A 19,794-nucleotide genomic window follows, 5' to 3' on the forward strand; every position below is an offset into this window, starting at 1 on the left:
GGTTGCGTCGCCGTCGCCGCCGCCTCTTGCCGCCCCGAGTGGGGCGTGGGCAAGGGGCGACGGCGCTGCGGCGCCTTTCGGGGCCATCGAGCCTTAAGGAAGGGACGGCATGAGAATCGGCGTGCACTTGGGGAACGAGCGCGTTGCGCTCGTCTCGATCGATGACGGCGGTCAGGTCTGTACGGAACTCGTGGAGGGTTCGCCAAGCGACAATGGCCAGCAACTGGATCTGCTGGCCGACGGCCTCAAGCGACTTGTGCGAACGTGGAAGGCCGGGCAGAGCGGAGCTCAGGTTCGACGCATCACCTTCGACGTTGGGACTTTGCTCGACGCGGGGATGGCTGGTGCGCGGCAACGGCCCCCTGCGGAGGCCGGTGCGACTCCGGTTCTCGTCAGGATCGCCCCTCGTCCGCCGGCCGACCGCGCTCACGAATTGCGCAATTCCGCTCCGGGCCTGCAGCGGGCGCAGATTCATCACCTGTTCGGAGGGCATTCGGCCGTCGGTGAAGAACTCGCCCCGCTCGATCTCGGCGGCGCCACCGAACTGGCGCGGCGCATCTCCCCCGGGCAGCGGATCGTTGTCACCGCCGTGGGCAGTCTGACCAATCCTCAGCACGAACTCGCTGTGGGCAAGGCGCTCTTAGACGGGGGCCAGCCGACGGAGGTGAGCTATTCGCACGCCTACTTCAGCACCTCCTTTGCCGCACGCGAACGGACGGCCATGCTCAATAGTTCCCTCACGGAGACGACCGCCCGCTTTGCCACGGAGCTTGCGGCCCTCTGCCGCGAACTCTTCCCACTCGCGCGCCCGCTCGTCAGCACGAACGACGGCGGCAGCACCTCGTTGAGCAGGCTGTCCGTTTCACCTGTGCACTCCCTCGCTTCCTCGCCCGCCGCCAAGATCGTCGGGGCCTCAGCACACCTTGGCCATCGCGAAGGCAAGCTCCTCATCGACGACCCGCACCAGCCCTTGCTTGGGCAACTCCTCGATGGCCTGCCGGTGGTTGGCTCGCGCTACAGCCCCACCGAGGTTGGCCTCATCGCCAGCCGCGGTGCGCTGAGTTGGAGCGTTCCCGACGCCACTCTTGCGCAGTGGTCCGGCCCCCGTGTGCACGTGACCTCGCCTGAGGCCGTGTGCGCGCTGGGGGCCGCTTGCGCACCCGTCACCGAATGGGTCAACACGATGTCGACGATTAAGACCCACGAGGAATTCACCGCCGCACTTCGGATGGCTGAGAATCGGGCACACGCGCGGCTCGTGTCCTTGGGATACGCCCCCTCCTCCGTCCGCACCGCGGAGTCTCGTGCCGAGGCCGCCACCTTTGGGCATCCCAACATTGTGGCCATCCGTGTGCGCGCCGTCGTGGACGGCCTTCCCACGCACCTGGCCACCTCCCCCGACCCCCCGACACTTGCCTCCCAGCAGGGCGCATGAGACTCTCCGAAGCCGATCTCGATCACCTGCTCGAGGGCGCCCTCTTCACCTCGTGTTCCGTCTCTCATGAATGGTGTGAGGAACTGCGGGACACGGCGCTTGAATACATGCGCGCCGGGGCCCCTGGGCCCGAACTGCTCGACATCTCGGCGTTCGAGGACACGGACCTCATCGCCACCATCGGCTTCGTGAACAAGGGGCAACCCGTCACCGAGCTGCGACCGGTCGGCGACGAATTCGTGACGTGCCTTGAACTGCTTGCCGAGGCGGTGGGCCGCCCGGTTCGCGGCATCATGCCTCTCGCCGGCGGCAACGCCAATGTGTTACTTGCCATGGCCATTTCCGTCCAGACCGGGCTGCCGGTGGTGGACGCCGACCCGATGGGCCGCATTTTTCCTCTGGTGAATCAGACCGTCTTCACCCTCGCCGGATTGCCGGTCGGCCCAGTCGCTGCTGCGGGTGCACTCGGGGAAAGCGCGGTGCTGCAGATTTCGAGGCCGGAACGGGCCGATCACGTTCTGCGTTCCCTTGCCGACGAGTTCGGGGGCTGGGTGGCCACGGCCAGCTACCCCATGGACGCCGCGACCGCGGCCACGTCCGCGCTGCTCGGAAGCCTCTCGCAGCTCATCAGCATCGGTTCCCTCTTGCGCTCGCCCCTGCCGAGCGCTCAAAAGCATGCGGCGCTGCGCCGCCTCGCTGGGGTCAAGCAGGTGGTCCGCGCCGAGGTGGCCCAGGCGGGCTGGCACGCCCACCCCAGCCTGCCCGGGCAGGTCAAGTTCCCCTCCCAGGTCATCCTCAACGATCTCGCCCAGGGGCGGGTCGTCCAATTGCAGGTAGAAAACGAGATCCTCATGCTCATGATCGACGGCTCCGTCAGAGCGTCCATGCCCGACATCATCACTCTCATGGACCCGGAGTCCGGCGCCGTGCTCTCGCTCGAGCACCTGTGGCCCGGAAACGTCGTGGACGTCGTCGTCTTGCCCGCGGCGCCCGCCTGGTACACCCCGGAGGGGCTCGCCCTGGCCGGCCCCGAGGCCTTTGGCCTTGGCACGCATCGACGGGAGGGGCGTCGATGAACCGCCGTAGCCACGAACAGGTTGACCTGGCGGCGCTCCTGGAGGCTCCCGCCGTGGCTGGGCTCCGCGCCGAATACCTGGCCCAGGCGGCCACCCGGGTCGAATCCGTGGCGCTCGTCTCGAGCATCGACGACGTCACGACGGTGCGCGCCGACACGCTGGTGGTTGTCGCCGACGACCCCGGGCTTGGTCCGTGGATGATCTCCGCGGCCCTGCGCTACGCCTGGGAGCGCCGGGCGAGCGGGCTCGTCGTGGCGCAGGACAGGATCTCGGACGTCGAAAAGGCCCTGGCCGAACGGCTGGACGTTTCGCTCCTCGGCAGCAGCGCGGAGGCGAGCAAGGTGGCCATCGAACTGGCGATGCGGCTCGGCGTCGCGAAGGCCGGTCAGCTCAGCAGCGTCCACCAGTTCGGGCGGCGCATCGCCTCAGCTCGGTCGGTCGACGAGGCGCTGCGGATCGTGGCCGGGGAGCTCGACGGGGCGTCGGCCCGCCTCGAGTCGGCCGAGGGGCTCCCCCTCGCCCCGCGGCAGGGCAAGCACGATCACCAGGCTCCCGAGGAGCGCACGCTCGTGTCGGTGCCCTTGCACCCCCGCAATGCGGACGGGCAGCGCGTCAGCGTCGAGGTGTGGCCGCACGAAGCGCCGTACGCCGAGCGCGTGCTCGAAGCGACGGCACCGGTGCTCAGCGCTCTCGTCCTCGAGGCGCAGCTACGGGCCATGCGCGACTCGCTGCCTGCCCTGAGCCTGCCCGCTCTGACGGGTGGACGGCGGCCGTGGGAGCTCACGGCTCCGACGCCGGGCGAGGCGAAGGCGGCGCAGGGCGCCCCGGGGCAGGATCCGGTCGCCGACGCCCACCTCGCCGTGTGCATCCTGGCCAAGCACCGCAAGCGCGTCGGGGCCGCGGTGCACCAGCGGTGGCTCAAGTGCGCACCGGCCACGCCCCTGGCCAGGACGAGCGACGGCTGGATCGCGTTCGTCCCCTCGGCGACCCCGGCGGAGCACGGGCGGTTCGCCCGCGCCCTGCGCCTGGCCTTCGCCGAGGAACCCTTGCCCGATGTCAGCATCGGGTATTCCCGGCACCGAGACACCCCGGGCGAGGCCGCCTCGGAACTGAGCGAGGCCTGGCTGGCCGCCCGCGTTGCCGATGCCCAGCCGCTGTGCTTCGACAGCGTCACGGCCGGCGTGCTGCATCGCGTCTTGCCGGCCGACCTCGCGCGGGAGCTGGTCACCAAGCTCCTGCCCGAGCTCATGGCGGACCCGGGCCGCGACGAGCTCGTGGAGTCCGTGCTGGCGTTCCTCGATTCCAAGGGGTCCGTGAGCGGCGCGGCAAGACTCCTGGGCGTGCACCGCAACACCGTGCAGACCCGGGTGCGTCGAGCCGAGGAGTTGGGCGTGGATCTGTCTGCCCCGGACTCCGTGTTGCCCATGCACCTCCTCCTGCGGGGCGTGCGTCCAGAGGTCCCCGAGACCACCCTCTAGGCGAGCTGCCCTCGCCCGCGCCGCTAGCGAGGGCACTCTGCCCGGTGTGCCCCAGATCACTCTCGATACTGTCGCAAGACGCCGCCTGAAGCGGCGTCCCGACCCGGTTCGGGGGCCTCCCAGCGACGGTCTCCGCGCCCCACGGCACGATCGAGGCACCGCATGATTCGTTCCCTTCTGACGTTTTCGCCAGCCGCCGAGGACGTCCCCGCGCTCTTGGAGCTGTACCGCCGCCTGGACATCCTCAGCACCTCGCTGCGTCACACCCGCCAGATTCGCTCCGACATCGCCGTCGCGGCGGACGGCTCGGGAACCGTCCTCGTGACCGCCGACTGGCCGGACGCGGCCGCCTACACCGAGTGGCTTGAGCACCCGGTGCGCGGGCGTTTCGCCCCCGAGCTCCAGGAACTGCTGGGGCGCCGGGTCGGTGAGGGTGCGCTCTACCAGGTCGATCACGGCGCCTCGCGCGGGTAGCCACGCCTCCCGTTCTCCCCACACCTCCACCCCATTGGAAGGACTCCCCATGAGCAACAACGTCCGCGTCGCCATCGACGTCGGCGGCACCTTCACCGACGTCGTCAAGCTGGTCCCCGAGACCGGCGAGCTGCGCTTCGAGAAGGTCCCGACCACCCCCAGCGCCCCCACCGAAGGAGTGCTTGCCGCCTTCGGTAAGGCCGAGGCCGAGCCGGCCCAGGTCTCGATGTTCAACCACGGCAGCACCCTGGGTCTCAACGCCCTGCTCACGCGGTCCGGTGCCAAGATCGCCACGATCGCCACGCGCGGCTTCCGCGATGTCTACCTGCTCGGTCGCACCAACCGCGTGCCGATGTACGACCTGACGTACCACAAACCCAAGGCCCTCATGGAGCGCTACGACACCTTCGAGGTGACCGAGCGATCGCTCTTCGACGGCAGCGTCGCCACACCGCTGGACGAGGACGAGGCCCGCGAGCTGGCACGCGAGATCGGCCGCCGCGGCTATGCCGCCGTCGCGATCTGCTTCCTCCACGCCTACGTGGCGCCCGCCCACGAGGCCCGCATGCGCGACATCCTGCTCGAGGAGGTGCCGGGCATCGAGGTCTCGGTCTCCCACGAGCTCTCGCGCGAGTACCGCGAATACGAGCGCACGAGCACCGCCGTGCTCGACGCCTACATCAAGCCCATCATGCGCAGCTACCTGCTTGGCCTCGGCAAGGAGCTCGAGGCCCGCGACTTCGAAGGCCAGTTCCTCATGTCCCGCTCGGGCGGCGGCGCCATGACCGCCAGCATGGCCCGCGAACAGCCGGTGAACCTGATCCTCTCGGGTCCGGCGGGCGGCGTCGTCGGCGCCGCCGGCTTCTCCAAGCTCGTGAACCGCCCGAACCTGATCACGATCGACATGGGCGGCACATCCCTCGACGCCTCGCTGGTCCTGGACCACGCCCCGGTGCTCTACCGCGGCGCCGAGTTCGAGGGCCTGCCGATCAACACCCCCTCGCTCTACATCCACACCATTGGTGCCGGCGGCGGCTCGCTCGGTTACCTGGATGCTGCCGGCGGCCTGCAGGTGGGCCCGGAGAGCGCCGGCGCGCAGCCCGGCCCCGCCGCCTACGGCCGCGGCGGCACCCGCCCCACGTTCACCGACGCGGCGCTGGCCATCGGCTACCTCGGTGCTGACACCCCGCTCGGCGGCTCGCTCACGCTGGACGCCCCGGCCGCCGAGGCCGCCCTGGCCCCGATCGCCGACGAGCTCGGGCTGAGCACGACCGAACTCGCCCGCGGCATGGTCAACATTTCAAACGCCAAGATCACCGGCGCCGTCCGCGCGATCACGATCGAGCTCGGCCACGACCCGCAGGACTTCGCGATGCTGTCCTTCGGCGGCGGCGGTGGCCTCGTGGCCGTGGATGTGGCCCGCGAGCTCGGGGTGCCCGAGGTCATCGTGCCTCCGGGGCAGGGCGCCTTCTCCGCCCTCGGCATGCTCATGGCCGACGTGCAGCACGACCTCTCGCGGACCCTCGTGCGCCCGCTCGCCGAGCTGGACCTCGAGGTCGCCGAGCAGCTCTACGCCGACATGGAGCGCGAGGCCTCTGCTCTGTTGAGCGCCGAGGGCTTCTCCGCGGATGCCCAGCTGTTCCAGCGCGGCGTGGAAGTTCGCTTCCTGGGCCAGGAGCACTCGGTGTCCGTGGGATACCGCGCGGAGCTCGACGACCCGCGCGAGGCCATCCGCGCGGACTTCGACGAGGCGCACGAGCGCCAGTACGGCCACGTGCTCGATGATCCCCACGAGGTGACGACGCTGCGCCTCGCCGCGGTCGGTGTGGTGGACAAGCCCGACCTGCCGCGCCTGGCGCACCGCGCCGCCGGCGAGAGCTACACGAGCGGCACCCGCGTCGTGACGTTACCGGGCGACGTCAAGGCCGAGTACGCCCTCGTGGCGCGCGAGGACCTCCTGGTCGGCGATGTGGTCGAGGGGCCCGCCGTCATCACCGAGCACACCGCCACCACCGTGATGCATGCCGGCGACCGACTCGTGGTCGGCGAGTACGGAGAGCTCACGATCACCATCCACTCCGCCACCGAGAGCAAGGACGCCTGACATGGTCGACGCCATCACCACCGAGATCATCCGCCACGGGCTGTTGGCCGCGGCCGAGGAGATCGCCCGCAATCTGTGCCGCACCGCCTACAACACGGTCGTGTACGAGGTCCACGACTACGGCATCGGCATCCACGACGCGAGCGGCGACGTCGTCGCCGACACCCCCGGCGTGGCGGTGTTCACGCGCGGCAACGACATGGGTATTAAGTACGCCATCGACTTCCTCGGCAAGGACACGATGGAGCCTGGCGACGTGTTCATCATGAACTACCCGTACTGGGCCAGCGCCCACGCGCTTGACCCTCTGGTGTTTGCCCCGATCCACTTCAACGACGAGCTCATCGGCTTCACGAGCTGCCGTGTGCACGTGACGGACCTGAACCAGAAGGATCCGGGCTACGTTCTCGACTCGACGGACATGTCGCAGGAGGGCCTCATGATGCCCGCCTCCAAGCTGTACCGCCGCGGCGTTCGCAATGAGGACGTCTACAACATCATCAAGTTCAACAGCCGCCGCCCGCGGCACACGATCGGCGACATCCAGTCGCAGGTCTCCGCCGTTTACACCGGCGTTAAGCGCACGCAGGAACTCGCGGCCAAGTACGGCCCGGACACCCTGACCGAGGCAATGGACGCGATCAACGCGCACGGAGAGCGCCTTTCGCGCATGGCCCTGAAGAAGCTGCCGAAGGGCAGCTGGACGGCCGTCGACTATGTCGACGAGGACGGTGTGGACGTGGGCGAGCTGGTGCGCCTGCAGGTGACCGTGACGATCACCGACGACGAGATGGTCATTGACTGGACCGGCAGCGCCAAGGGCGTCCGCGGCCCAGTCAACGTCCCGGTGGGCCTGACCACCGCTGCGTGCTCGCTCATCTTCAAGTCGGTCACGACTCCGGATTCGCCGGTGGTCGCTGGAAACTTCGCGCCCATGCGCGTGGTCACCGAGGAGGGATCCGTGGTGCACGCGATTCCTCCCATGCCCACGTTCACGCTGTGGACGGGCATCCTCGCCGGCGAGGTCGTCCTGAAGGCCCTCGCCCAGGCGATGCCCGACCGCATCCCTGCGTGCTCCGGCGGCGACGTCTGCGCGTTCATCGGCCTGGGCACCGACCCGCACACCGGCGAGCAGTGGCAGGACGGCAGCAACGAGGCGGTGGGCTTCGGCGGCTCCGCGACCATGGACGGCGAGGACGGCATCATGCACCTGTCCGAGCCCGGCTGCCGCAACACCCCCATCGAGGTGTTTGAGATGCGTACGCCGCTGTTCCTTGAGCACTACGGCTACCGCCAGGACAGCAGCGGCGCCGGCAAGTACCGCGGCGGCGTTGGCATCTCGCGCGCCTACCGCTACACGGCGCCCGGCATCGGCATCATGCTCTCCTACAAGACCCGCACCAAGCCGTGGGGTATCGAGGGCGGGCACGAGGCCACCCCGAACGCGGTCATCCTCAACCCGGGCACTGACGCCAAGCGCTGGGAGGGCCCCAGCTACAACCACATGGCGGCCGGCGAGGTGCTCGTCAACGCGACGGGTGGCGGCGGCGGCTACGGCGATCCGATGGAACGCGATCCGCAGGCCGTGGTTCGCGACGTGCGCAATGGCTACCTCTCGGTGGCCGCCGCGGCCCGCGACTACCGCCTCGTGGTGACCGAGGGCTTCGCCATCGACGAGGAGGCGACCGCCGCGCTGCGCGCGCCGGTGGCCTGAGTCCTCACCCCCAGCGCGGGGCCGTGCCGTTTCACCGGCGCGGCCCCGCGCCGTTTTCAGCCCGAGGCGACCCCACGCCGTCGGGCACCCCGTCCAGTGGGTTCCGACCCCTCAGTGAAAGCGAGCAGTCTATGAGCACGAACGCACCCCACGAGCAGGTGATCATCACCGACGCCATGATCTGGGACGGGATCGACGCGGGATTTGTCCAGCGCCCGCTGATCCTTCTCGACGGCCTCATCGCCGGGGCCACCGTCCCCGGACGTCCCACGCGCCGCGTCGACGGCGCCGGATCGTGGGTCATCCCCGGGCTCATCGACGCCCACTTCCACGCCTACGCGATCAGCATGGACGGCCTCGAAAACGAACGAGGCCCGCTCTCCTTCGCCGCGCTCAGCGCGAGCGTGCGACTCAAAGCTGCGCTGCGGCGCGGCTTCACCACCGTCCGCGACGTGGCGGGCGGCGACATCGGGCTGCGGCACGCCGTCGACGCCGGCCTCTTCTCGTCCCCGCGCTACCTGTTCACGGGCCCGGCCCTCAGCCAGACGGGAGGCCACGGCGATCCGCGCTCGGCCGAGGTGGACGTGTGCTTCTCTCACGGGCACATGTGCGAGGTTGTGGACGGCGTGGAGCCGCTGCGTGTGGCGGTGCGCGAGCGCCTGCGCACCGGGGCTCACGCCATCAAGGTCATGACCTCCGGCGGGGTCTTCTCGCTCACCGATCCGCTGCCGATCCCGCAGTACTCGGCCGAGGAGCTGCGCGCGGTCACGGACGAGGCGACGCGCCGCGGCAGCTACGTCACCGCGCATTCCTACTCTGCCGAGGCGGTGCGCCACTCGATCGAAAACGGCGTGCGGTGCATCGAACACGGAAACCTGATCGACGGCGCGACGGCCGGGGAGATGGCGCGCACTGGCACGGCACTAGTCCCCACCTTGGCGGCGTACGACGCCATGGGCCGCCGGGGCGCAGCGCTGGGTCTGAACGCCGTCTCGCTCGCCAAGAATGACGAGGTGCTCTCCCAGGGAAGCGAGGCCGCAGCCATGGCGGATCACGCGGGAGTGCTGGTCGGCTTCGGCACCGACCTCATGGGCGATCTCGAGGACGAGCAGCTCACCGGCGTGCGGCTGCAGGTGGCGGCCCTCGGTCCGGATCGGGCTCTGCACTCCATGACCGCTGCCAACGCGCGCATCCTGCGCGATCCGCGCTTGGGGAGGCTCACGGAGGGCGCCCATGCCGATCTCGTGATGCTGCGTGAGAACCCCCTTGAACACCCGGCGGCGCTCTGGGAGCAGGCCGCCCGCCGCGCGGTGCTGCGCGGCGGGCGGGACGTCGAGGAGCTCGTCGCGTCGATGAGCTAGCCGAGGCCGGCCGGCGCCTCTGCTGCGTGCTCCCAGCCAAGCAGCAACTCGGCGATGGTCCGCACGCCATACCCGGTGGCGTCCGGGCCATCCGCCCCCGTGCGCACGGCGGGCCCGGCGAAGTCAACGTGAGCAAACGGAATGTGCTCCGGCACGAATTCGCCGAGGAAGAGGGCAGCCGTGATGGCCCGGCCGGTCGCGGCGAGCGGGTGGTTACGCAGCTGCGCTCCGGGCGCCCCAGACCGCAGCTGGGACGCGTAGCGGCGGGCGAAGGGCATGGGCCAGAGCGCCTCCCCGGCGCGCGCGCCGGCCTGCTCGAGGCGGCGGGAGAGCTCCGCCTCGCGGGCGAACAGCCCAGCGATCTCGGGGCCGAGGGCAACCTCGCTCTGATAGGTGAGCGTGGCCCAGGAGACCACCGCGCGCGGTGAGGCCTCCGCGAGCCGCGAGAGGGCGTCTGCGAGGATGACCCGGCCCTCGAAGTCGGTGTCCGCGATCTCGATGGTGGTGCCGTTCCTGGCCGTCACGACGTCGCCGGGGCGGATGGCCTCGGGGCCCGGCAGGTTTTCGACGAGCGGCAGCGCCGCGTACACCGGCACAGGCGATCCCAGTTCGGCGAGCGCGACCAGGGCGCCGGCCACCGCGGCGGCTCCCGCGCAGTCGGTGTGCATGGAATACATGCCAGCGGCCGGCTTGATGCTCAGCCCGCCGCTGTCGAAGGTCACGCCCTTGCCGGCGAGGGCCACGGCGCCCGCTGGCGGCTGGGCCGGCGCCGGATCAGCGTTCGCGGCGATCCAGAGTTCCACCAGGATCGGGGGGTGCTGGGTGGAGCCCTGCCCGATGGCGCCGAGCGCCCTGTAGCCCTCGGCCGCGACGGCCGCCCCCTCGGTGACGCGCACGCCCATGCCGTGGCTCGCCGCGAGCTGCCGCAGCCGATCTGCGAAGCGCTGCGGCGTGAGCTGGTTGGAACGGGCGTCAGTGAGTTCCGCCGCCCGCGCCACGGCGGCGTCGAGCACCAGCTCGCGGCGCAGGGCCTCGTCCCAACGCGCAGGCTCGTCGACGGCCACCTCGAGGCGGGGCACCCCTGCGGCCGTATCGTCCTCGCCGCTGCCGCGTAGCCCCTCCAGGAGCCCGCCCAGCAGCGACGGAAGGGCACCCTCATCGCCGAGCGCACCGCGCAGATCGAGGGTCACGGGGGTGCCCCACGAGCGCGAGAGCGCAGCGAGTGCCCCCGCCGCCTCGCTCCCCCAGGCCCGCAGTGCCTCGCTGCCGCCGGGGTCACCGACACGCGAGCCGGCCACGGGAGGGCGAGAGGCCCTCAGGGAACCGTCCGGCCAGGGGACCACGCGCACGGGTCCCCCCTGGGCGGCGTCTGCCTCGGGCGGGAGCACGACGGCGGGGAAGACGGTGGGGCGCTCGACGAGCGTCAGTCGGGGGATCACGGCTCTCCTCAAGAGGGGCAGCGGAACGTCGGTGTGCCGACACCCTAGGAGGGCCGACAACGCGCGGCTTGTGCAGATTGCACAAGCCGCCTCCCCACCCCTCACGCACCCTGGAACGCGTCGGCATCCCTGCGCCCTTCCGCACCGCGGCACGTGAGCGCCAGACCCCTTGGAGACCAGATGACCCACGTGAGATTCACGACCCAGCTCGGCACCTTCGACGTGCAGCTCGAGGGCGAGCGGGCCCCGATCACCGTCCGGAACTTCGTGCGCTACGTCGAGGACGGGGCCTACGACGGCGCTGCGTTCAGCCGGGTGGTGAGCCCCAAGACCTCCGGGAACGGCCTGCTCCCCGGCCTCGAGGAGCTGGACTCCGCGATCCTGCCCAACGGCGATGTCCCCATCAGCGTGGTGCAGGGCGATGCCCGCACCGGGGCCAGGATCGGCGCCCCCATCGCCTTGGAAACCACGGCGGAGACCGGCCTCAGCCACCTCGACGGGACGCTCTCGATGGGTCGGCTCGAACCCGACAGCGCCACGACGGAGTTCTTCCTGTGCCTGGGCGATCAGCCCGCGCTCGACTTTGGGGGCCAGCGCAATCCGGACGGCCAGGGCTTCGCGGCCTTCGGGCGGGTGAGCGCCGGCATGGACGTGGTCCGTGCGATCCACGCCTCGCCGGCCGCTGGGCAGTCCCTCGACCCTGTGATCGGGATCCTGTCGGTGCGCGTCCTCGCCGCTTAGGCGACCGACTGGCGGGGGTCGTCATCGGCGGGCGACCTCCGCGGGGGCGCCGCTGCCAGGGCGAGGGCACCCAGAAGGGCGGCGACGAGCCAGAAGAACGTGTGCACCGCGTCGGCATAGGCCTGGAACCCGTTGGCGTCCACGTCGGCCCAGCCGCCCGGCCGGATGATGGGCCGCTCCACAAGCGTGTCGAGGTACGACGAAAAGATCTGGCCTCCGTCCGCCGAGGAGGGAGCCCCTGAGCCCAGGAGCAAGATGGCGCCCGCAATCATCACGGCGGGGACCACGATCGCGGACCTCCACCCGCTGGCCAAACGCGGGAAGCACAGCAGCAGAAGCGCCCCGAGGCCGGCAAGCCCGCAGGCCAGCCCCACGAGCCACGGTTGGGCCCACGGCGCGAGCTGCGGTTCCTCCGAACCGTAGAACCCGCCGTCCGGCAGGTGCTGGACGAACGCGACGTCCCAGCGGCCTTCACCCCACGTCAGCTCGAGGAGCATCGGCATCGCCGAACCGCTGTCAACGGTGTCGTTGCCGACGCGGGTGGACCACTCAAGGGTGCCGCCGACGGTGACGAACCCGGCTCCGTTGAGTTCGCGCCATCCCTCCGGCTCGAGTGTGAGGGTGCTTCGGGTGATGTCCCCGGAGCCATCGACAAAGGGCTCGATGGCCGCTCGAGCCTGCTTGACGACACCGGCCCCGAGCGTGTCGTCCGGCGTCTTCCCCGCCATGAGATCGGCCATGGCCTGCCGGAGGCGCTCAACGACATCCCGTGCAGTGCTGTCGCCCAGGGTGTGCCCGCCCACCGTCATGGGCGCCCGGACGTCCCCTGAGCTCGGCCCGGGGACGGGCAAGAGCAACGCCGCCAGCACCGCCGCCGCGGCCGCACAGGCCGCCAGAACACACAGCACCCAACGCGTAGCCCGCATGTGCCCCGCCTCCCGCTCGTGTGCGGCTGCCTCTCCGGGCGGCCGGGTGCCAGCGTAGAACGTGAAGGGGGCGCTTCAGAAGACGCTTGCGGCTGGGAGTTTGCCTGGCCGCCGAAACCCGGCCGCTCAGGCGTCGTCGTGCCCCAGGGCCTCGTGCACCTCGGCGGCGATCGCACGGGCGGCCCGCTCAGCCAGCGCGCCCTCCCCCGCGGCGATGGCGGCCGCGAGCGCCTCGTGCGCGTCGAGGGCCTCCGGGACGGGGTGGAAGGGCATGAGCCCCGCGTGCGTGCGCCCGGCCAGCACCTCCCCCACGGCGCCGGTGAGGGCCGCGAACATCGAGTTCCCGGATTCCCTCAGCACCAGCTCGTGGAACTCGACGTCGGCCTCGAGGAAGGCCTCGAGCTCGCCCGCCTCACCGAGCGCGCGCAGCCGCGCGCCCAGTTCAACGAGCCGCGCCCGGGCGAGCGCCCCGGCGTGCTCGGCGGCCGAGCGCGCCGCGAGCGGCTCCACCGCGATGCGCAACTGGGTGAGCTCTTCGAACTGGCGGGCGGAGGCCGGCCCCTCGAGCCGCCAGCGGATGACGTGTGGCGCGTAGACGTTCCATTCCCCGGCCGCGTTGACCACCACACCCACGCTGCGCCGCGGGGTCACCAACCCGAGGGAATCGAGCACCCGCATCACGTCGCGGGCCACGGTGCGAGAGATGTCGAAGCGTTCCTGCAGGGTGTCCAGCCGATAGCGGTGCCCCGCCTCGACGCGCTCCCACACGATCTCGCGCCCGAGCTCCTCGAGCACCCCGTCCTGCAGCACGGTTGCCGCCCTGTTCTCCGCCATTGCACGCCCTTCATCCACGCCGATGATCGCCGGTCGCGACCGCCCGGCGGCTCCCGTGGCGCCGTCCCCCTCGGATCGGGCCGCACAAAATCCACAGGAACCACCGCATGGCGCGGATCACGTCCTTAGTGCTACTTTACTAGGGATCTAAATACTACTTAGTGGCGCTCCCGCAGGGACACCCGCACCCACTAGAGGAGGCAATGTGGCCCCCAGTACCCCCTTCCACGTCGTGGTCATGGGCATCTCCGGCTCCGGAAAGTCGACCCTCGCCGAGGCGCTCTCCGAGGAACTCGGCTGGCCGTTTGCCGAGGCGGACGAGTTCCACCCGGCCGCCAACATCGCCAAGATGAGCGCCGGCACGCCGCTCACGGACGAGGACCGCTGGCCGTGGCTGCGGTCCATCGCCGGCTGGATGAGCGAGCACGCGGAGGCGGGCACCGGCTCGGTCGTCACGTGCTCCGCCCTGAAGCGTAGCTACCGCGAGCTCCTCGAAACCGCCGCGGGCCGCGTCGTCTTCCTCGAGGTGGACGCCGATCCCGCCGTGATCGAGCGCCGCATGAACGAGCGCGAGGGGCACTTCATGCCCGCCTCGCTCCTCCCGAGCCAGATCGCCACGCTCGAGCCCCTCGAGGCCGACGAGGACGGCGCCCACCTGGCCAACACCGGCTCCGTCGAGGAGCTGGAGGCGAGCGCCCTCGCTGCCCTCACGCGCCTCCTCGGCGCGGACCCCCACACGCTTCCCGGACGCAACCACGCGTCGTCGGGCACCCCCGGGCGCCACCGCGCCCAGGAGAATCCATCGAACCTCAACGAGGAGGAACGAGCATGACCGCCATCGAGGGGTGGGAGCAAACACTCCCCGCCTGGGCCCTGCTCCTGATCGCCGCCGGCGCCGTGGCGCTGCTGCTGTTCATGATCATGTACCTGAAGATCCACGCGCTGGTCTCGCTGATCGTCGTCAGCCTGATCACCGCGTTTGCCACGCTCATCCCGGCGGGCAGCGTGGTCACGGTCCTCACCAACGGCTTCGGATCCACGCTGGGCACTGTCGCGTTGCTCGTGGGCCTCGGCGCCATGCTGGGCCGGCTCGTCGAAACCTCCGGCGGCGCCCAGGTGCTTGCCGACAAGTTCATCAAGGTCTTCGGCGAGAAGCGCGCCCCGCTCGCGCTCGGCGTCGCCTCCCTGATCTTCGGCTTCCCGATCTTCTTCGACGCCGGCCTCGTGGTCATGCTGCCCGTCGTGTTTGCCGTGGCGCGTCGCCTCAACGGCTCCCTGCTGGCCTTCGGCCTGCCCTCCGTCGCCGCGTTCTCCGCAATGCACGTCTTCGTGCCCCCGCACCCGGGCCCGGTGTCCGCCGCCTCCTTCCTCGGCGCCAACGTGGGCCTCGTGTTGCTCCTCGGCCTCGTCGTGGCCATCCCCGTCTGGTACGTGGCCGGCGCCCTCTTCGGCAAGTACGCCGGGCGCAAGTGGCAGCTGCCCATCCCGACCCTGCTGGGCGAGGCCAAGCAGAAGCAGCTGGACAACCCGCCGGCGTTCGGCACGGTGCTGCTCTCGCTCCTGCTCCCCCTCGTGCTGATCTTCCTCAACACGGGTCTGACGACCCTCGCCTCCACCGGCGTCGTCTCCGAGACCACCGCCGACACCACCTGGTACCAGGTGCTCATCGCCGTGGGCCAGACCCCCGTGGCCCTGCTCATCACCCTGCTCGTCTCCTGCGTGACCCTCGGCGTGCGCCGCGGCCTCACCCGCCAGGACGTGCAGAACCAGCTCGAGTCGGCCCTCGGCCCGGTGTGCTCGGTCATCCTCATCACGGGCGCCGGCGGCATGTTCGGCGGCGTCCTGCGCTCCTCCGGCATCGGCGAGGCCCTCAAGTCCTCGCTCGATTCGATGCACATGCCGCTCCTGCTGGCCGGCTTCCTGATCGCCGCGATCCTGCGCGTGGCCCAGGGCTCGGCGACGGTCGCACTCACCACGGCCGCTGGCCTCATCTCCGCCGGCGTGGCGGCCGAGGGCTACAACGCCTGGCAGCTGGCCGCCCTGGCCCTCGCTGTGGCCGCCGGCTCGGTCATCGCCTCGCACGTCAACGACTCCGGCTTCTGGCTCGTCTCCAAGTTCTTCGAGATGGACGTCAAGACCACGCTCAAGACCTGGACGGTGCTCGAGACCATCATCTCCGTCATGGGCTTCGCGATCGCCGCCGCCCTGTTCGGATTGGCCAGCCTGGCCTAGAGACCGCGGGTCGGCGGGCCGCCTTGCACGGCACGACGACGCGCGCCCGGCTTGGGCACACAGAGGGCCCCTTTGCTGCCACACGGCGGCGAAGGGGCCCTCTGGCCGTGACGGGTCGGCTTAGACGTCGTCGTCCGCGGCCGGCCCGCCTTCGTTCTCCCAGGACTCGAGCTTGGCCACCTTCTTGGTGCTGAACTTCTGCCGCACGCCGTAGCCGAGCGCACCCTCCTCCGGCAGGAAGAGCGCCCCGTAATGTTCCAGGGCACCGCGCAGGGCGGCGTTCTCCTCGTCGGAGAGGAAGCCGACGCCGCGCTCGAAGGACTTCACGGCCTCCTTGGGCAGCCCCGCCTTCGCGGCGATCGTCTTGGTGGAGACCTGGGTCAGGGCGCGCGCGGCGCGGGCCAGGTCCGGTTTCAGGGGGTTGTTCTCGCTCATGGCCCCATCGTGCCCTCCCGGGCCCCGCGGGGGAAGACTCAGGCGCCGCGCGGCGTCCAGCGCCGGGGCTAACGCGCCCGCGGATGCGAGGTCATGAACACCTCGCGCAGAGTGTCAACCGTGATCATCGTGTACACCTGCGTGGTCGTGACGGAGACGTGACCCAGCAGTTCCTGGACCACGCGGACATCGGCTCCGCCCTCGATGAGGTGGGTGGCGAAGGAGTGACGCAGGGTGTGCGGCCCCACGTCGGCGGTGATGCCCGCCTTGTCGGCGGCCGAGCGCATCAGGTTCCACGCCGATTGGCGCGAGAGCCGCGAGCCGCGCTGGTTCAGGAACAGCGCGGCGGTGCCGCGGCCCTTCGAGACCAGCACGGGCCGGGCCCGCACCAGATACGCGGAGAGCGCGCGGACGGCGTAGGAACCGAGCGGCACCACGCGCTCCTTGGACCCCTTGCCGAACAAGCGCACGACGGCGGGCCCGCCGTCCGCGCTCGGTTCCAGGTGGAGGTCGTCCACGTCGAGGCCCACGGCCTCGGACACGCGCGCGCCCGTGGCGTACAGGAACTCGAGCAGGGCGCGGTCACGCAGCGCGGCCGGGGTGTCGTCCTCGGTGCCCTCTCCCCCGGCGGCCTCGAGGAGCGCCTCGACCTGGGGCAGCGGCAGGGCCTTGGGCAGGCGCTGCCCGGCGGCCGGCGGGTGCACCTCGGAGCTCACGTCCTCGGCGGTGAGCCCCTCGAGGGCCCAGAAGCGGTGGGCGCCGCGCACCGCCACGACCACGCGGGCCGCAGAGCGGGCTGCCAGCACCGCCCCGCCGTCGGCGCCGTCGCCGAGCGCCGCGGCAAAACCCGTGACGTCGCGCGTGCTGACGTCGGCGGGGTCCACCACGCCGAGCGCGCGCAGGTACCGCTCATAGCGGGCTAGATCGCGCCCATACGCGGCCAGGGTGTTCGCTGCCAGGCCGCGCTCGATGCCCAGGTGACGCAGATAGCCCCCGACGGCGCGCGCGAGCGCATCGTCGGGGGCCTCCGAAGCGGGGGTGGGCTCAGCCAAACGGATCCTCGGTGCCCGGCACCACAAAGACCTCGCCCGGACCGCCCGCGGCGGGGCGCGCGTCCCACGGGGCGTCAGCCGGGCGCAGGCGGGAGAAGCCCGTGGAGACATTGGCGGCCAAGGCCAGAACACCGGCGACGGTCGTGGGGTTGCCCACGCGGCCGGAGAGCACGGCGTCGAGCGCCTCGTCCAGGCTCAGCCAGACGGCGGGCATGCCCGCCTCCTCCTCGGTGCGGTGGTGGCGCAGCTCCTCGGGTACCACCGAGAGATCGCGCGCGAGGTACACGCGGATGGCCTCGGAGGAGGAACCTGGCGAATTGAACAGGTCGACGAGCACGTTCCAGGTGGCCGCCGTGAGGTCGGCCTCCTCGTAGAGCTCGCGCTGGGCGCCGGTGAGCCCGGACTCACCCTCGACGTCGAGGAGTCCGGCCGGAACCTCCCAGAGCTCGCGGCGCACGGGCTGGCGGCGCTGACGCTGCAAGAGCACGCGCCCCTGATCGTCCATGGCCACGACGCCCACGGCACCGGGATGTTCCATGAAGTCCCGGGAGATCACACCCTCATGATCCGGGAGCGTGAAGCCCTCGCGGACGATGTCCCAGATGTGGCCTGAAAAGACGACGTCGCGGGACACCGCGCCCGCCTCCACGGGCAGATCGGCGATCTGCCCCGCCGCCTGCTGAGGCGAGCCGGAAGCGGAGCCGTGCCCCGCGACGTCGTTCATCACTTGGCCTGGTAGCCCAGCGCGGCCTCAACGAGGCCGGCGAACAGGGCGTTCGGGCGCGTGGGACGCGAGCCCAGCTCGGGGTGCGCCTGCGTGGAGACGTAGTAGGGGTGCACCTCGCGGGGCAGCTCCACGTACTCCACCAGCTTGCCGTCGGGCGACGTGCCGGAGATGACCAGTCCGGCCTCCTCGAGCGTGTCGCGGTAGGCGTTGTTCACCTCGTAGCGGTGGCGGTGACGCTCGGAGGCCTCGGTGGCGCCGTAGGTCTCCGCGACCACGGAGCCCTCCTTGAGCTTGGCCGGGTACAGGCCCAGGCGCATGGTGCCGCCCAGGTCGCCCTTGCCGTCAACGATGTTCTCCTGCTCGGCCATCGTGGAGATGACCGGCACGGTGGACTCGGGATCGAACTCGGTCGAGGACGCGCCCTCGAGGCCGGCCACGTTGCGGGCGTACTCGATGACCATGGACTGCAGGCCGAGGCACAGGCCCAGGGTCGGCAGGCCGGTGGTGCGGGCGTGGCGCAGGGCGCCGAGCTTGCCCTCGAGGCCGCGGATGCCGAAGCCGCCGGGCACGCAGATCGCCGAGACGCCGGCGAGGGCCTTCTTGGCACCCTCCTCCGTGGCGCACTCGTCCGAGCGCACCCAGCGGATCTTGACGCGGGTCTCGTTGGCGAAGCCGCCGGCGCGCAGGGCCTCGGTCACGGAGAGGTAGGCGTCGGGCAGGTCGATGTACTTACCGACCAGGGCAACCTCGACCTCGTGCTTGGGCTGGTGCACGGCCTTGAGCAGCTTGTTCCACTTGGTCCAGTCCACGTCCTGGAACTTCAGGCCGAGGTGCTGCACGATGTACGCGTCCAGGCCCTGGGCGTGGATGGTCACCGGGATGTCGTAGATGCTCGGGGCATCCGCACAGTTGATGACGGCCTCGGGATCGACGTCGCACGTGCGGCCGATCTTGTTGCGCATCTCCATGGGGATCTCGCGATCCGAGCGGATGACGAGCGCATCGGGCTGGATGCCGATGGAGCGCAGCGCGGCAACGGAGTGCTGCGTGGGCTTGGTCTTCAGCTCGTGGCTGGGGCCGATGTAGGGCACCAGGGAGACGTGAACGAAGAAGACGTTGCCGCGGCCGATGTCCTGGCGGACCTGGCGGGCGGACTCGAGGAAGGGCTGCGACTCGATGTCGCCGACCGTGCCACCGATCTCGGTGATGATGACGTCGGGGGCGGACTTGCCGGCGCCCGGCTCGGTCGCGGGCAGGCGCATGCGGCGCTTGATCTCGTCCGTGATGTGCGGGATGACCTGCACGGTGTCGCCGAGGTAGTCGCCGCGGCGCTCCTTCTCGATGACCGTGGAGTAGACCTGGCCCGTCGTCACGTTGGCGTTGCCCGCGAGGTTCTCGTCGAGGAAGCGCTCGTAGTGTCCGATGTCGAGGTCCGTCTCAGCGCCGTCGTCGGTCACGAAGACCTCGCCGTGCTGGAAGGGGTTCATCGTTCCCGGATCCACGTTGAGGTAGGGATCCAGCTTCTGCATCGTCACGGACAGGCCGCGCGAGCGAAGAAGGTTACCGAGAGAGGAGGCAGTCAGTCCCTTACCCAGGGAGGACGCCACACCGCCGGTGACGAAGATGTGCTTGGTGGTCTCGTTGGACCGCTGGCCTGTGAAAGATCGTTGCACCACGGGACTTCATCCTAGCATCGAGATCGGGTTTGAGAAGAGTACGGGTGGGGTGAGAAGCCCCTCCTTGGGCGGCGCGTGCCTCAGAGGCAC

Annotated in this window: 17 protein-coding genes; 10 read left to right on the forward strand and 7 right to left on the reverse strand. The window is 70.6% G+C overall.

Translation table 11 applies throughout. The annotated features are described in order from the left end of the window. Window positions 1-109 precede the first annotated feature (109 nt). The 7 genes from DWB68_RS05605 (at window position 110) to DWB68_RS05635 (ending at window position 9,642) form a co-directional block, all read left to right on the forward strand. On the forward strand, window positions 110-1,435 hold the full coding sequence (locus tag DWB68_RS05605) for a hydantoinase/oxoprolinase family protein (protein WP_119424159.1): 1,326 nt from the start codon (window positions 110-112) through the stop codon (window positions 1,433-1,435). Further along, the gene (locus tag DWB68_RS05610) at window positions 1,432-2,511 is read left to right on the forward strand and encodes a DUF917 domain-containing protein (RefSeq protein WP_119424160.1); all 1,080 of its coding nucleotides are present in this window, start codon (window positions 1,432-1,434) and stop codon (window positions 2,509-2,511) included. The genes DWB68_RS05605 and DWB68_RS05610 overlap by 4 nt, the downstream gene beginning before the upstream one ends. Further along, on the forward strand, window positions 2,508-3,989 hold the full coding sequence (locus DWB68_RS05615; RefSeq protein ID WP_119424161.1) for a helix-turn-helix domain-containing protein: 1,482 nt from the start codon (window positions 2,508-2,510) through the stop codon (window positions 3,987-3,989). The genes DWB68_RS05610 and DWB68_RS05615 overlap by 4 nt, the downstream gene beginning before the upstream one ends. 162 nt (window positions 3,990-4,151) lie before the next feature. After that, window positions 4,152-4,463 carry a hypothetical protein gene (locus DWB68_RS05620; protein WP_119424162.1) on the forward strand — a complete coding sequence of 104 codons (312 nt, stop codon included), beginning with the start codon at window positions 4,152-4,154 and terminating at the stop codon, window positions 4,461-4,463. A gap of 49 nt (window positions 4,464-4,512) precedes the next feature. Further along, window positions 4,513-6,567: a hydantoinase/oxoprolinase family protein gene (locus tag DWB68_RS05625; RefSeq protein WP_119424163.1), complete on the forward strand. Its 2,055-nt coding sequence runs from the start codon at window positions 4,513-4,515 to the stop codon at window positions 6,565-6,567. 1 nt (window position 6,568) lies between these two features. Next, window positions 6,569-8,281: a hydantoinase B/oxoprolinase family protein gene (locus DWB68_RS05630; RefSeq protein WP_119424164.1), complete on the forward strand. Its 1,713-nt coding sequence runs from the start codon at window positions 6,569-6,571 to the stop codon at window positions 8,279-8,281. A gap of 131 nt (window positions 8,282-8,412) precedes the next feature. Then, complete coding sequence (locus DWB68_RS05635; RefSeq protein ID WP_119424165.1) at window positions 8,413-9,642, forward strand: metal-dependent hydrolase family protein; 1,230 nt, start codon at window positions 8,413-8,415, stop codon at window positions 9,640-9,642. On the opposite strand, the gene DWB68_RS05640 is transcribed toward DWB68_RS05635, so the two are convergent. Then, a complete protein-coding gene (locus DWB68_RS05640; RefSeq protein ID WP_158588219.1) occupies window positions 9,639-11,081 on the reverse strand; it encodes a M17 family metallopeptidase in 1,443 nt (480 codons plus the stop codon). The genes DWB68_RS05635 and DWB68_RS05640 overlap by 4 nt on opposite strands. A gap of 180 nt (window positions 11,082-11,261) precedes the next feature. On the opposite strand from DWB68_RS05640, the gene DWB68_RS15950 reads away from it, so the two are divergent. Next, on the forward strand, window positions 11,262-11,822 hold the full coding sequence (locus tag DWB68_RS15950; protein WP_147391598.1) for a peptidylprolyl isomerase: 561 nt from the start codon (window positions 11,262-11,264) through the stop codon (window positions 11,820-11,822). Here DWB68_RS15950 and DWB68_RS05645 read toward each other — a convergent pair. Both DWB68_RS05645 and DWB68_RS05650 read right to left on the reverse strand, forming a co-directional pair. After that, on the reverse strand, window positions 11,819-12,748 hold the full coding sequence (locus DWB68_RS05645) for a hypothetical protein (RefSeq protein ID WP_158588220.1): 930 nt from the start codon (window positions 12,746-12,748) through the stop codon (window positions 11,819-11,821). The genes DWB68_RS15950 and DWB68_RS05645 overlap by 4 nt on opposite strands. 126 nt (window positions 12,749-12,874) lie before the next feature. Next, window positions 12,875-13,582, reverse strand: coding sequence for a FadR/GntR family transcriptional regulator (locus tag DWB68_RS05650; RefSeq protein ID WP_119424168.1), 708 nt, complete (start codon window positions 13,580-13,582; stop codon window positions 12,875-12,877). Between the two features lie 205 nt (window positions 13,583-13,787). Here DWB68_RS05650 and DWB68_RS05655 point away from each other — a divergent pair, with 205 nt between their 5' ends. Together DWB68_RS05655 and DWB68_RS05660 are read left to right on the forward strand one after the other, a co-directional pair. Then, the gene (locus DWB68_RS05655) at window positions 13,788-14,414 is read left to right on the forward strand and encodes a gluconokinase (protein WP_325048543.1); all 627 of its coding nucleotides are present in this window, start codon (window positions 13,788-13,790) and stop codon (window positions 14,412-14,414) included. After that, window positions 14,411-15,814, forward strand: a complete 1,404-nt coding sequence (locus DWB68_RS05660; protein ID WP_119424169.1) for a GntP family permease — start codon at window positions 14,411-14,413, stop codon at window positions 15,812-15,814. The genes DWB68_RS05655 and DWB68_RS05660 overlap by 4 nt, the downstream gene beginning before the upstream one ends. Before the next feature lie 120 nt (window positions 15,815-15,934). Here the strand turns inward: DWB68_RS05660 and DWB68_RS05665 are convergent, their stop codons facing one another. The 4 genes from DWB68_RS05665 to DWB68_RS05680 form a co-directional block, all read right to left on the reverse strand. After that, on the reverse strand, window positions 15,935-16,249 hold the full coding sequence (locus tag DWB68_RS05665) for a hypothetical protein (RefSeq protein ID WP_119424170.1): 315 nt from the start codon (window positions 16,247-16,249) through the stop codon (window positions 15,935-15,937). A 68-nt stretch (window positions 16,250-16,317) separates the two neighbouring features. Beyond that, a complete protein-coding gene (locus DWB68_RS05670; protein ID WP_325048544.1) occupies window positions 16,318-17,301 on the reverse strand; it encodes a site-specific tyrosine recombinase XerD in 984 nt (327 codons plus the stop codon). After that, a complete protein-coding gene (locus DWB68_RS05675) occupies window positions 17,294-18,025 on the reverse strand; it encodes an NUDIX domain-containing protein (protein WP_119424172.1) in 732 nt (243 codons plus the stop codon). The genes DWB68_RS05670 and DWB68_RS05675 overlap by 8 nt, the downstream gene beginning before the upstream one ends. After that, window positions 18,025-19,704: a CTP synthase gene (locus DWB68_RS05680; RefSeq protein WP_119424173.1), complete on the reverse strand. Its 1,680-nt coding sequence runs from the start codon at window positions 19,702-19,704 to the stop codon at window positions 18,025-18,027. The genes DWB68_RS05675 and DWB68_RS05680 overlap by 1 nt, the downstream gene beginning before the upstream one ends. Window positions 19,705-19,794: the final 90 nt, after the last annotated feature.

It is taken from the genome of Galactobacter valiniphilus, from assembly GCF_003575975.1.
GTDB classification, from domain to species: Bacteria; Actinomycetota; Actinomycetes; order Actinomycetales; family Micrococcaceae; genus Galactobacter; species Galactobacter valiniphilus.